The organism is Kitasatospora sp. NPDC096140, from assembly GCF_040303045.1.
Taxonomy (GTDB): Bacteria; Actinomycetota; Actinomycetes; order Streptomycetales; family Streptomycetaceae; genus Kitasatospora.
Genome location: NZ_JBEOUW010000020.1, coordinates 40,848 through 54,432 on the forward strand (window position 1 = coordinate 40,848; position 13,585 = coordinate 54,432).

Below are 13,585 nucleotides of genomic sequence, written 5' to 3' on the forward strand. Positions count from 1 at the left end.
CTGGCAGTCAACCCACCCGACGGAAGAGGACCCGCCATGCCGCCCCGTGCCCGCACCCGCGCCTTACCGTCCGGTCTTCTGCTGCTGGCCGTCCTCGCCGCCCAGGCCCTCGGCGGCCCACCCGCGTTCGCGGGCGACCAGGCGCCCGACCGGGCGCCGCTCGTGGACGGCGGCAGCTACGTCCTCGGCTCCGCCCTGGACGGCAGCTGCCTCGGCCCGCAGTTCGCGCAGTCCGGCCCCGGCCCGGTGCCGGTCGTCGGCGCCCACTGCCAACGGCTGCTCAGCCAGCGCTGGCAACTGCGCGGCACCGGGGGCGAGTTCCTGATCGTCAACGCCGCGACCGGCCGCTGCCTCACCCTCGACGGCCCGGGCCGCCCGCCCGCCACCGCCGACTGCGGCACCTCCCCCGACGCCGAGCGCTTCACCGTCTCCCGCGGACCGCAGGGCACGTACACCCTCGCCGCGCGCGGCACCGGCTCCTGCCTCAGCGCCGGACAGGACGCCGGGACCGGCCCCGCGCCGGGGACCGGACGGGCCGCGGCGCGCGGCCGCTGCGACACCCGCCCGGCCCACCGCTGGACCCTCACCCGCACCGAGCCCCTCACGCTCGCCAACCCCGGCTTCGAGCAGGGCGCCGACGGCTGGACCCTCACCGAGCACACCGGCATCGCCACCAACAACCCGCACGGCGGCACCCGCCTCGCCTACCTCGACGCCGGCTCCGGCTACTCCGTCACCCACCGGACGACCGCCGTCGCCGCCGGCGGCTACGACCTCTCCGCCTGGATCGCGACCGGTGCCGCCGGCGGCACCCTCGCGGTCCGCGTCAACGGCGCCGTCGTGCGCTCGCTCACCCTCCCCGAGCAGCCCACCTACGCCAAGTACAGCCTCCCCCGGATCCGGGTCGCCGCCGGCGACCGCATCGACCTCACCATCGGCTCCTCGCCCACCGGTTGGGTCAACGTCGACGACGCCGCCGTCGCCCCGTCCGCCCCGAACGACCCGGTCGCCAGCTCCTCCGACCCCGAGGTCGTCGCGCTGTTCGACTGGGCCAAGACCAAGGCCAACAGCTGGGTGCAGCAGGCCGGCGCCACCGGCGTCCTCGACATGGACGAGAACCACCCCGGCGGCACCGGCAGCACCACCTACGACGCCACCTACTGGGCCGGCTACCCCTTCCGCTCCGCCTTCTACAGCCGGGACTTCGCCCACCAGCTGGTCGGCGCGCACCTGCTGGGCCTCGACGCCGAGAACAAGACCATGCTGCGCGGCTTCGCCACCTCCGCCACCGAGGTCAACGGGCTGTACCCGGTCTGGGCGCTCGACTTCGACGCCCGGACGTACGGCGCCATCGACTACCGGAGCCCGAACAGCTTCGTCCGCGAGCTGCCCGCGCCCTTCGAGCTGGTCCAGAAGGCCGGCGAGGCCTACCGCTGGACCGGCGACCGCGACTACGTCGACGACGCGACGCTCGGCACCTACGTCCGCAACACCCTGGGCCCGTTCATCGCCCGCCACCCCGGCCCGATCGACAACGGCGGCCTGCCGATCCCGCAGGCCACCAGCCGCAGCATCTTCGCCGGCACCGCCGGCTACGCCGAGAACGCCACCGGCACCTACGCCGAGGCCGGCGACGCGCTGGGCGCCCAGTACCAGGCCTACCTCGCCGCCGCCACGCTCGCCGACGCCCGGGGCGACGCCGCCTCGGCCGACGGGTACCGCCGGGCCGCCGAGGCACTGCGCACGTACGTCAACACCACCTGGAGCGTGGACCCCGGCCGGCCCGGCGAGGTGGTGCACGGCTACGACACCGCCGGCACGCCGATCACCGGCTGGGGCTACGAGGCGAGCGTGCTGATGCCGGTCAAGCAGCTGCTCGACCCCGGGCCGCGCCGGGACGGCCTCCTCGCCGCCATCGACGCCGCCGACTCCGGCCCCGAGCGCTCGGCCAACCTGGAGGCCTACACCTACCTGCCGGACGCCTTCTTCGCGGGCAACGACGGTGCCACCGCCTGGAAGTGGATGCGCTACGTCTACGAGAACGCCGGCGAGCAGCACGCGAGCGGGCGGATGCTCAACGGCGACTACCCCGAGGTCCCGTTCACCCTGCTCGCCCAGACCGTCCAGGGCCTGCTCGGCGTCGAACCGGACGCGGCCGCCGGCACCCTCGCCACCACCTCCCGGCTGCCCGCCCCGACGGGCTGGCTGCAGGTCGCCGGCATCCCGGTCGGCGACGGCACGGTGACCGTCCGCCACGACGGCGAACGCGCCAGCACCGTCACCAACACCGGTGCGAAGAAGCTCACTTGGGAGGCCCGCTTCCGGGGCCGGCACGCGCACCTCACCGTCGACGGCAAGCCGCGGGACGCCCGCACCGAGGTCGTCGACGGCGTCACCTACACCTACGCCACCGTCACCCTCGCCCCCGGCCGGTCCGCGACCGCGGCCGTCACCGACTGACCCCCACACCGCACCACCCGCGGCCGGCCGGCCCCACCCGGCCGGCCGCGGCTCCCCCCGCACCTCCCGACCGACCGTCACACCCGCCCCCACACCCGCCCCCACACCCCAGGAGAGCGCGCATGCGCCGAACCCCCCGCCGCCTGGCGGCCACCCTCCTCTCACTCGCCCTCGCCACCGCCGGCCTCACCGCCCTCGACCTCGGCACCGCCCCCGGAGCCGCCGCGCTCGGCAACGGCCCCGCCCTCACCCCGCCGATGGGCTGGAACTCCTGGAACTCCCTCGGCACCGAGGTCACCGAGGAGCAGGTCGTCCAGACCATCGACTTCATGGCCGCCAACGGCCTGGTCGCGGCCGGCTACGACACCGTCACCATCGACGACGGCTGGTCGCTGTGGCACCGCGACGGCCAGACCACCGACCTGGTCCGCAACGCCGACGGCGGTCTGCAGCTCTACGACGCCGCCGGGAACCCGGTCGGCGGCAGCGACGGCGCCGGCAACGACCCCACCAGCGGCCACCTCGTCCCGAGGCCCGACCACTTCCCCGCGCAGAACGTCGACGGCCGGACCGTCAACGGGATCGAGTACCTCGCCCGGTACGCCCACGACAAGGGCATGAAGTTCGGCCTCTACGCCACCGACACCTACCTCACCTGCCAGATGCACCCCGGCAGCCTCGGCCACGAGAGCACCGACGCGGCCGACTTCGTCGCCTGGGGCGTCGACTTCGTCAAGTACGACGACTGCCCGTACGGCCCGAAGATCATCGGCCCGGACGGGCACGACTACGGCACCCAGGGCGAGGGCAAGGAGCTGACCCGCTCCGTCTACACCCGGGTGCAGACCTTCCAGCGCGCCCTCGACGCGGCCTCCGCCGCGCAGGGACGGCCCCGGGTCACCCTCAGCGTCTCCGCCCAGCCCGTCCACACCGGCGTCCCGTACCTGCTCGCCGCCGACGACCCGGCCCGCACCGACCCGGTCGTCCTGGCCGCCGGCACGGCCCCCTTCCAGGCCCCCGGCTACGCGCCCACCGGCATCTGGTGCGGCCAGGTCGCCCACCTGTGCCGGATCGGCGGCGACCGGGACAGCGAACTCGACGGGGTGCTCTGGAACGGGCAGTTGCAGACCGCGCTGCAGTACCCGGACAACGTCCGCCCGGGCAGCTGGAACGACCTGGACATGATGTTCACCGGCTGGCAGGACGTCTACGGCCTCTACGGCACCACCGACACCTGCACCTGCCACAAGCCCTTCACCGACGACGAGTCCCGGACGGAGACCTCGATCCTCGCGATGCTCGCCGCGCCGCTGATCTCCGGCGCCGACCTGCGCACCGCCGCGCAGTCCGGGCACAGCGCCGACGGCTACACCTGGTCCACCGGGATCAGCGCCGAGAGCCTCGCGATCCTGAAGAACCGCGGGGTGATCGCCGTCGACCAGGACAGCCTGGCGAAGCCCGCCACCCTGGTCGGCGCCAGGCCGGCCGACGGGCGGGCACCGGTCGTGCTCAAGCGGCAACTGGCCGGCGGCGACACCGCCGTGCTGCTGGTCAACCAGGACCCGACGGCCGCCCGGACGGTGAGCACCAGCCTCGCCGGACTCGGACTCGGCGGCGCCGCCTACCGCGCCGAGGAGCTGTGGACCGGCGCGAGTTCGACCGTCACCGGCCCGCTCGGCGGCACCCTGCCGCCGCACGGGGCGGCGCTGTACCGGCTCACCGCGCAGAGCGGCGGCGGGACGACGGGTGTGGTCGACGACGGCCGGTACCACGCGCTGACCACCGGCGGCTTGGCGATGGGCGTCTCCGGCTCCTGCGCCTCTCCGCTCACCTCGATCGCGGACATCGAGCCGCCGCGCGGCGGCGACCCGGCGCAGCAGTGGGTGTTCACCACCAACCCGGACGGCACAGTCCGGATCACCGACGGCTGCGACACCCCGACCCACCGGCACACCGTGCTGTCCGCCGGGGCCTCCGCCGGCAACAGCGCCTACCTGCTCGACCTCTCGCCCGGCAACCCCTGGCAGGAGTGGCGGGTGACGCGGGCCCCGGCCGGCGGCGCCCTCACCGTCACCAACGTCGCCACCGGGCTCGACCTCGGCGTCGGCTCCGCGGCCGCGGGCACGCCCGTCACCACCGACCCGCCCGCCGGGCGGAGTTGGACCGTCACCTCCTGAGCCCGCGCTACCGGGCGCCGGACCGCCGCACCACGCGGGCGGCCGGCGCCCGGACCAGCGCCGCCACGCTCAGGCCGAAGATCAGCACGCCCAGCGGGACGTGCACCGACGGCACGTGCGCGATGCCCAGCACGACCTGCGCCGAGGCCAGCACCAGGAAGCCGACGGCGTGCAGGACCGGCCGCGGCGACCCGCCGCCCGGCCGCCACGCCAGGACCGCGGCGAGCACGTACAGCATCGACGCCCCGTACATCACCCGCGCCCCGACGCCGTGCACCACCTCGGCGGAGGAGGTGGACAGCAGCAGGCCGGCCGTGACCGCCTGGAAGAAGACGGCCGCGGTCTGCAGGGCGATCGCGGCCCTCAGGAAGGTGACGCCCCGCCGGGTCGCCGCCGTCGTCGCCGTCGCAGCCGTCGTCGCCGTGGTCATGATGCGCTCCCCTCTGCCGCCCCGCGGCAGTGATCGTCGATGTCTCGATCAACCGACGATGTGGGGGCCCCGAGTGTGAGGCGGGGTCTCCGGTGTCACACTCCGGTGCGCCGTTCGGTCGTAACGGCGAGAGCGGCAGGAGCCGTCCGCACGAGCGCCGTGCGGGCGGCGGCGGACGAGACGAGCCAGGGAGCGGCCCCGATCATGACCACCCCATCCGAGCCGGGGCACCACCCGTCCGAACCGGACCCGAGCGCGATCGTCGGCGAGCGGCGGCAGCTGATCAACCTCGCCTACCGGCTGCTGGGTTCGCTGGCCGAGGCCGAGGACGCCGTGCAGGAGACGTACACCCGGTGGTACGCGATGCCGCCGGAACGGCAGCAGGCCGTCGCCTCGCCCGGTGCCTGGCTGACCACGGTGGCCACCCGCGTCTGCCTGGACCTGCTCGGCTCGGCGCGGGTGCGGCGCGAGCGCTACGTCGGGGAGTGGATACCCGAACCGCTGCCCGACCGCGCCGAGTGGATCGGCGGGCCGGGCGGCGGCCACGAGGAGCCGACCGACCCGGCCGACTGGGTCACCCTGGACGAGTCGGTGAACATGGCCTTCCTCGTCGTCCTGGAGGCGATGACCCCGGCCGAGCGGGTGGCGTTCATCCTGCACGACGTCTTCCGGTACCCGTTCCCCGAGGTCGCCGAGATCGTCGGCCGCACCCCGGCGGCCTGCCGCCAGCTGGCCACCTCGGCCCGACGGCGGGTGCGCGCCGCGCAGGCGCCGACCGCCCCCAGGGCCGGACAGGCCAATCTGGTACGGCACTTCAAGGAGGCCTGGGAGGCCAGGGACATCGCGGCGCTGGTCGGCCTGCTCGCCCCCGACGCCACGATGACGGCCGACGGCGGCGGCACGGTCGGCGCCGTCCTGCGCCCGGTCGTGGGCGCCGACCCGATCGCCCGGTACGTGGTCCGGATCGCCGACCTGGCCCCCGGGCTCACGCTCCTCGAACGGACCGTCAACGGCCGCCCCGGCCTGGTCGCCCAGCGCGCCGGCCGCACCGCGACCGTCGCGGCCTTCGAGGTGGACGGCGGCCGGATCACCCGGATCTGGGCGGTCCGCAACCCGGAGAAGCTGCGCCCCTGGACGGAGGACGGGCGGCGGCGCGCCCACTGAGGCGCCGCGCCGGGGCCGCCCCCGAAGCCCCCGTCGCCCCGCGGGCGGGGGTCTCGGCCCACGCGCAGGTCGTCGAGCCGCCGACGCGTCGAAGCCGCGGGGGTGCGCCCCGGTTGTCCGTCCCTGGTGGCAGGCTGGGGGGCATGTGCGGCCGCTTCGTCTCCACCACCACGCCCCAGGACCTCGTCTCGCTGCTCGGTGAGCTCCGCTGGGACCCGGCCGAGACCTTCGCGCCGAGCTGGAACGTCGCCCCCACCGATCCCGTCCCGGCCGTCCTGGAACGCGTCGACCGGGACACCGGCGAGGTGCTGCGGCAACTGCGCCCGCTGCGCTGGGGCCTGGTGCCGTCCTGGTCCAAGGACGCGTCCGGCGGCGCCCGCATGATCAACGCCCGCTCGGAGACCGTCGACACCAAGCCCGCCTTCCGCAAGGCCTTCACCGCCCGCCGCTGCGTCATCCCCGCCGACGGCTACTTCGAATGGCGGGAGGTGCCCGCCGATGCCGACCGCAAGAAGTACAAGCAGCCGTACTTCCTCAGCACCGGCGGCGTGATGCTGATGGCCGGCCTCTACGAGTTCTGGCGCGACCGCACCCGCGCCGACGACGACCCGCTCGCCTGGCTCGCCACCGCCACCGTCATCACCACCGACGCCACCGACAGCGCCGGCCGCATCCACGACCGGATGCCCCTCACCATCGCCCCGGACGACCTCCCCACCTGGCTCTCCCCCGCCCACACCGACCCGGCCGAGCTCCACCACCTCCTGCGCCGCCCCGCCGACGGCGACCTGCGCGTGCGCGCCGTCGCCCCCACCGTCAACAGCGTGCGCAACAACGGCCCCGAACTGCTGGACACCGCCCCCGACCCGCTGGGCCTCGCGGACTGAGGCCCGGAACGGCGGCCGGTCACCGGCCCGGCGGCGGAAATCCGGGTGACCCGGGGGCTGGAGGTTCCTACGATGCCCCCTCATGGACGTCAACGAGCACCTGGTGAACGTGGTCGATGTCGAAGCGACCTGCTGGGAGGGGCAGCCGCCGCCCGGGCAGGTGAGCGAGATCATCGAGATCGGGCTCACCGTCGTCGACCTGCGCGTCGGCACCCGCCTCGCCAAGCACCGGCTGCTGGTGCGGCCGGCGCGGTCGCGGGTGAGCCCGTTCTGCACGGAGCTGACGGGGCTGACCCAGGCCGAGGTGGACGGGGGCCTGTCCTTCGCCGAGGCCTGCCGGACGCTGGCCGCCCGGCACCGCACCGGCACGCTGCCCTGGGCGAGTTGGGGCGACTACGACCGCAACCAGTTCACCCGCCAGTGCCGGACCACGGGCACGGAGTACCCGTTCGGGCAGCGCCACACCAATGCGAAGGTCGCCTTCACCGCCGCCTACGGCCTGCGGCGGCGCCCCGGCATGGCCCAGGCGCTGACGGTGGCCGGCCTCCCGCTGGAGGGGCGCCACCACCGGGGCGACGACGACGCGTGGAACATCGCCGCCCTGGTCCTGGACCTGGCGGGCCGCGGGGACTGGCCGGGCGGGACGGCCCAGGAGGTGTGAGCCGCTCGGGCGACGCGCGCGAGGGCCCGATCGGCCGCGGCTGCCCTGCCCGTCCCGTCCTGCCCCGTCCGGGGGCGCCGTTCCTGGGAGTGTGGCGGGACCTCGCCCGCGCCGATGGTGCCCCTCCCGTGCCCGCCGGCCGTGCCTCAGGTGCGTTCGAACCCGTGGCCGCGCCCGATGACCTCGAAGCCCCGGCGGGCGTACCACTCCCGCGGCCAGTCGTCGGACTCCGCGATCAGGAAGCGCGTGGCGCAGCCCGCGTCCGCCGCGCGGCTCAGCCCGGCGGCCAGGACGGCGTCGGCGTGGCCGCGCCGGCGGTGCGCCTCGGCGGTCATCAGGTCCTCGATCTGGGCGATCCCGAGGGTGGGTTCGAGGTAGAGGTCACTCCAGGCCGCGACCTCGCCGTTCTCCGCCCGCGAGCCGAGGAAGCGGACGCGTTGGGCTCCGCGGCGGGTCGTCACGCGTCGCTCGACCAGCAGGTGGATCACCTCCTCGTCGGCGTCCGGCAGTGCCGTCCGCCAGCTCGCCGCGAGCGGCTCGCGGAGTGCCGCCAGGCCGACCTCCTCGACGGTGCGGCCGTCGCGGGCGGCGGGGACCGGGCCGGAGTGCAGCATCACCAGGTAGGTGCTGTGCCGGTACCCGGCCCGCTCGAAGGGCCCGACGCACGCCGCGCCGAAGTCGTCGTCCAGGACGGACGCGACGCGGAAGGGCCGCTCGCCCATCACCTCGTCGACGACGCCGGGCAGGGCGGCCGGCTCCGCGTCGGTCCGGTCCACCACGACCTGGTTGTTCGACCACGAGCCCGCGAAGCGGTCGTCGAACACCGCGAACCCGCCCTGGAGTTCGACCGTGCGCTCGGCCCGCCGACGCGCGAACCCGGCCAGGAAGGCGTTGATCCGCCGCAGCTCGTCATCCGACATGCCGCGCACTCTACGGGCTCCCCGCCCGGCGCGGGCCCGCTCCCCGCAACTCGCTCCCCGCACACCCCCCGGGCGGGAACTCGCCCGGTGGCACTGCGTGATCCCGTCGAAGGACCGACCTCCGGTTGACAGGTCCCTCGGCGACGAAGCTACTTTGAGTAGCATACGAATCACTCATCGTGGTCATCCGCGCTGCCCACTCCCCCGAGGAACACCATGGAGAACCCCGTCATCGAAGGCACCGCCGGCGATCGCGCCCGCTGGCAGACCTGCCGACAACTGGCGCGCGAACTGCTGCTGGTCGGTCCGGACGACAAGGACCTGAAGCTGCGCTACCTCGACGTCCTGATCAAGGACGGCATCCCGGCGACGGACGAGCCCAAGGACGTGCTGATCATCGGCGCGGGCATCGCCGGGCTGGTCGCCGGGAAGTTGCTCAAGGACGCCGGGCACAACGTCACCATCCTGGAGGCCAACGCCAACCGGACCGGCGGGCGGATCAAGACCTTCCGGTCCACCGACGACGAACTCGACGGGCCGTTCTACGACCCCAGGCAGTACGCGGAGGCCGGGGCGATGCGGCTGCCCAGCTTCCACCCGCTCACCCTGGCGCTGGTCGACAGCCTCGGCCTGCAGCGGCAGCTGTTCTTCAACGTCGACGTCGATCCGGACACCGGCAACCAGAACGCACCCGTCCCGCCGGTGGTCTACGAGTCCTTCGAGCCCGGCAAGGTCTGGAAGTACGGCACGGACAGCCCGGACTTCCGCGAACCGGCCAAGCGCTTCAACTCCTGGATCCGCACGAACCGGATCCAGGCCCGCCGCAAGGAGTACGCGGCCGACCCCAGCTGCATCAACGAGGGCTTCCACCTCACCGGCGACGAGGTGCGGATCACCGCCGCCGACATGGTCAACCAGGCCCTGGAGCCGGTCCGCGACTACTACTCGGAGATCAAGGACGGCAAGCGGGTGAACAAGCCGTTCGCCGAGTGGCTGGACGGCTGGGCCCGGGTGATCCGCGACTTCGACGGCTACTCGATGGGCCGTTTCCTGCGCGAGTACGCGGGCTTCAGCGACGAGGCCATCGAGGCGATCGGCACGATCGAGAACATGACCTCGCGGCTGCACCTGGCCTTCTTCCACACCTTCCTGGGCCGCAGCGACATCAACCCGAACGCCACCTACTGGGAGATCGAGGGCGGCAGCTGGAAGCTGCCCGAAGCGCTCGCCGACGAGCTCCGCGACGAACTGCGGATGGGCCGGCGGATGATCCGGATGGAGTACTGGGACCCGCGCCGGGACGGCGGCGGAGCCCGGGAGGTGGGCCCGATCGGGCCGCAGGTCGCCGTCAGCACCGTCCCCGAGGACGACCCGGAGGCCGAACCCACGGTCTGGAAGGGCGACTTCGCGATCGTCACCGTCCCGTTCTCCGCGCTGCGGTTCGTCCAGGTGACGCCGCCGTTCTCCTACAAGAAGCGCCGGGCGATCATCGAGACCCACTACGACCAGGCCACCAAGGTGCTGCTGGAGTTCTCCCGCCGGTGGTGGGAGTTCACCGAGGCGGACTGGAAGGTCGAACTCGACTCCATCGCCCCCGGCCTGTACGAGTACTACCAGCGGGCGGGCGAGGACGACGCCGAGGCGGCCGTCGCCGCCGCCCACAACGGCCACCGGCCCCCGCGCAACCTGCCGGAGGTGCTGCTCGGCGCGCACGCGAGCGTGGACGAGCGCCGGATCGGCCAGGGCCAGCGGGAGGTCTACCAGCACACCCCGCTGCTCCGGGCGAGCGTGCGCCCCGCCACCGACTGCTTCGGCGGCGGCTCGACCACCGACAACCCGAACCGCTTCATGTACTACCCCTCGCACCCGGTGCCCGAGGGCGACGGCGGCGGCGTGGTCCTGGCGAGCTACAGCTGGTCGGACGACGCGGTGCGCTGGGACTCCATGGAGGACGACGAGCGGTACGTGTACGCGTTGCGCAACCTCCAGTCGGTGCACGGCCGCCGGATCGAGGTGTTCTACACCGGCTACGGACAGACCCAGAGCTGGCTGCGCGACCCGTACGCCTTCGGCGAGGCGGCGGTGTACACCCCCCACCAGATGACCAGCTTCCACCTCGACGTGATGAAGCCGGAGGGCCCGGTGCACTTCGCCGGCGAGCACGTCTCGTTCAAGCACGCCTGGATCGAGGGCGCGGTGGAGACCGCCGTCCGGTCGGCCATGGCGGTGCACGAGGCCCCGCCGCCGCCGGCCCGGGCGGAACCGGAGCTCCGGCCCGAGGTCCGGGCCCGGGAGGAAGGACGGTCGGAGAGCCGGCAGGAGGCACTGCGCGGATGAGCGGCGACGAATGGACGGTGGCCCGCTACCTGGCCACCCGGCTGGAGCAGTTGGGCGTCAAGTACCTGTTCGGGGTGCCGGGGGACTTCCTCGGCCCGTTCCTGACGATCATGCAGTCCACCACCGGCGTGCGCTGGATCGGCACCCCCACCGAGATGGGCGGCGGCTACGCGGCCGACGCCTACGCCCGGGTGCGGGCCGCCGACATCGACCCGGCCACGGGCGAACAGGCCGTCGGCGCCGTCGCGGTGACCTACGGGGTGGGCGCGTTCAGCCTGCTCAACACCGTCGGCGGCGCGTACGTCGAGGACGTGCCGCTGATCGCGATCAACGCCGCGCCCTCCTACGAGCAGTGGCTCAACCAGCAGGCGGTCGGCCTGCTCACCTCGCACATGAGCCCGCGCCGGGAGAGCAACCTGGAGGTCTACCGGCAGGTCACGGTGGACGCACAGGTGCTCTCCAACCCGGGCCTCGCGCCCTCGCAGATCGACAGCGCGATCACCGCGTGCCTCACCGAGCGCAAGCCGGTCTACCTGGAGGTGATGGAGGACCTCTGGCACGCGCCGTGCGCGCCTCCGCAGGGAGAACTCCGCGCCCACGAGCGGCCGTTCACCCAGCGGAACGAGGAGATGCTGGAGAAGGCGGTCGCGGCCGCGGTGGAGCTGATCGACGCGTTCGGCACCCCGATCGTGTGGGCCGGCGAGGAACTGGTCCGCAAGCGGCTGGAGGACGAGCTGCTGGACTTCGTGCAGGCCACCCGGATGCAGTTCTGCACCACGGTCGGCGCGAAGTCCGTGGTGTCCGAACGGCACCCGCTGTTCGCCGGCGTCTACAACGGGAAGGCGAGCCTGCCGGAGATCCGGGCGACCTTCAAGAACGCCGGCTGCCGGATCGGCCTGGGCACCTGGTCCACGTCCAAGAACCTCGGCGGCGAGCAGTCGATCGGCGACGACTGGATCGTGGCGGCCCGCGACGGTGTCAGCGTCGGCGCCAAGTACTTCCCCGAGGTCCAGCTCGGCCGGTTCATCCGGGCGTTGCGCGACGCACTGGGCGGCAGGACCTTCGCCGCCGACCACTTCGCACTGGCGCACGCGGCGGGCCTGGACGTCCCGGCCAGCACGGCCGACTTCCTGGACTCGCTGAGCAGCGACCAGTACCCGGCGGAGCTGACCTACGACAGCTTCTTCGAGCACATGAACCACTTCCTGGAGCACCGGGCCACCGGCGGGGACCCTCAGGCCCCCTCGCCGTTCACGGTGGTCTCGGACGCCGCCTTCGCACTCCTCGGCTCGATGAACCTGCGGATCACCGAGCGGGCCGGCTTCCTGGCCCAGAACAGCTGGCTGTCCATCGGCTACTCCGTCGGCGCCGCCACCGGCGTGGCGCTGGGCCGCCAGCAGCCGCTGAAGCGCCCGCTCGTGTTCGTCGGGGACGGCTCCTTCCAGGAGATCTGCCAGGAGCTGTCCACCCAGGTGCGCCACCACCTGCGGCCGGTGGTCTTCGTCCTGGACAACGAGGGCTTCTACGGCATCGAGCAGATGCTGGTCAGCCCCTGCTACTACAAGGAGAAGCCGTCCAACGGCGCCGACTTCTACAACGTGCTGCACCCGTGGCGCTACGACATGCTGGCCGAGGTGTTCGGCACCGAGAAGGACCGGATGCACGGGCGCGAACTCACCACCCACGCCGAGCTCGAATCGCTCCTGACGGAGATCGCCGATCCCGGCAACGACCTCAACCACGCGCCGATCCTGGCCCGGGTCCGGCTCAGCCGGCACGACTACCCGAGGGCCCTGCAGTACCGGATCGACGAGAAGTGCCCGTAGCCCGCGCCTGACCGGGGCGAACCCCTGACCAGGGCGTACGCCTGACCGCGCCGCGCGCACCGGCCCCCGTCCCCGACGGGGGCCGATGCGCGCGAGGTCCGACCACAGCGGCGGGCGGGCCCACGGCGTGCCGGTCAGGGGGCCGGATCGTCCGCGTTCCGCCAGCTGACCAGGCGGGCTCCGTCCGGCCGGACGGCCACGACCTCCTGTCCGAAGACCCGGTTGATCGAGCTGCCCCCGTTCAGCGAGATGTCGGCGCCGTAGACGTGCAGGGAGACCGCGCGACCGGTGCCGCCGTTCGACACCCGGTGGATGTCCTCGTCGGGCGGCACCAGGAGTTGCACCCGGCCGGGGGAACAGGTGGTCCGGCCGGACGGCACCAGCACCCGGCGCCCCGACCGGGGCAGCCGCCACAGCCGGAACGCCTCGTCCACCTCGACGCCCTCCACCACGCCCGACACGCACCAGGCGACGTGGTCGTGGATCGGGGTGGACTGCCCGGGCAGCCAGGTCAGCGCCACCACCGAGTGCGTCCGTCCGGCGTGCAGGAGCCGCTGCGCGTAGCCGTCGGTGTCACCGGCGCACAGGTCGTCGGGGACGATCAGCCCGGCCCGCAGGTACTTGCGCAGGGTGTCCGCGGTGAGCTGGGCGGTCAGGACCTCCGCGGCGGCGTAGCGCGCGAGGTCGGAGAGGAACTCGTCGAGGTTCGAGCCCGGTTCCACG

General features: G+C 73.6%; 10 protein-coding genes. 7 read left to right on the plus strand and 3 right to left on the minus strand.

Annotated elements, in window-relative coordinates:
* Nucleotides 1–36 precede the first annotated feature (36 nt).
* Both ABT048_RS21680 and ABT048_RS21685 read left to right on the plus strand, forming a co-directional pair.
* Entirely contained in the window at nucleotides 37–2,460 is a 2,424-nt protein-coding gene (locus ABT048_RS21680) for an RICIN domain-containing protein (RefSeq protein ID WP_350523072.1), read from the plus strand.
* 122 nt (nucleotides 2,461–2,582) lie between these two features.
* Nucleotides 2,583–4,637 carry an alpha-galactosidase gene (locus tag ABT048_RS21685; protein ID WP_350523073.1) on the plus strand — a complete coding sequence of 685 codons (2,055 nt, stop codon included), beginning with the start codon at nucleotides 2,583–2,585 and terminating at the stop codon, nucleotides 4,635–4,637.
* Nucleotides 4,638–4,644: 7 nt separating this feature from the next.
* On the opposite strand, the gene ABT048_RS21690 is transcribed toward ABT048_RS21685, so the two are convergent.
* Nucleotides 4,645–5,067, minus strand: coding sequence for a hypothetical protein (locus ABT048_RS21690; RefSeq protein WP_350523074.1), 423 nt, complete (start codon nucleotides 5,065–5,067; stop codon nucleotides 4,645–4,647).
* Nucleotides 5,068–5,271: 204 nt separating this feature from the next.
* On the opposite strand from ABT048_RS21690, the gene sigJ reads away from it, so the two are divergent.
* From sigJ to ABT048_RS21705, 3 genes are all read left to right on the plus strand, one after another.
* Nucleotides 5,272–6,231 (plus strand): RNA polymerase sigma factor SigJ, encoded by a 960-nt coding sequence (sigJ, locus tag ABT048_RS21695; RefSeq protein ID WP_350523075.1) that lies wholly within the window; start codon nucleotides 5,272–5,274, stop codon nucleotides 6,229–6,231.
* Nucleotides 6,232–6,374: 143 nt separating this feature from the next.
* The gene (locus ABT048_RS21700) at nucleotides 6,375–7,118 is read left to right on the plus strand and encodes an SOS response-associated peptidase (RefSeq protein WP_350523076.1); all 744 of its coding nucleotides are present in this window, start codon (nucleotides 6,375–6,377) and stop codon (nucleotides 7,116–7,118) included.
* 82 nt (nucleotides 7,119–7,200) lie between these two features.
* Complete coding sequence (locus tag ABT048_RS21705; protein ID WP_350523077.1) at nucleotides 7,201–7,779, plus strand: 3'-5' exonuclease; 579 nt, start codon at nucleotides 7,201–7,203, stop codon at nucleotides 7,777–7,779.
* 146 nt (nucleotides 7,780–7,925) lie between these two features.
* Here the strand turns inward: ABT048_RS21705 and ABT048_RS21710 are convergent, their stop codons facing one another.
* Nucleotides 7,926–8,699: a GNAT family N-acetyltransferase gene (locus tag ABT048_RS21710; protein WP_350523078.1), complete on the minus strand. Its 774-nt coding sequence runs from the start codon at nucleotides 8,697–8,699 to the stop codon at nucleotides 7,926–7,928.
* Nucleotides 8,700–8,915: 216 nt separating this feature from the next.
* Here ABT048_RS21710 and ABT048_RS21715 point away from each other — a divergent pair, with 216 nt between their 5' ends.
* Together ABT048_RS21715 and ABT048_RS21720 are read left to right on the plus strand one after the other, a co-directional pair.
* Nucleotides 8,916–11,036 (plus strand): flavin monoamine oxidase family protein, encoded by a 2,121-nt coding sequence (locus ABT048_RS21715; RefSeq protein WP_350523079.1) that lies wholly within the window; start codon nucleotides 8,916–8,918, stop codon nucleotides 11,034–11,036.
* A complete protein-coding gene (locus tag ABT048_RS21720) occupies nucleotides 11,033–12,862 on the plus strand; it encodes an alpha-keto acid decarboxylase family protein (protein WP_350523080.1) in 1,830 nt (609 codons plus the stop codon). Before ABT048_RS21715 ends, ABT048_RS21720 begins: the two co-directional genes overlap by 4 nt.
* A 134-nt stretch (nucleotides 12,863–12,996) precedes the next feature.
* Here ABT048_RS21720 and ABT048_RS21725 read toward each other — a convergent pair whose 3' ends face one another.
* Complete coding sequence (locus ABT048_RS21725) at nucleotides 12,997–13,584, minus strand: cysteine dioxygenase family protein (RefSeq protein WP_350523081.1); 588 nt, start codon at nucleotides 13,582–13,584, stop codon at nucleotides 12,997–12,999.
* Nucleotide 13,585 lies beyond the last annotated feature (1 nt).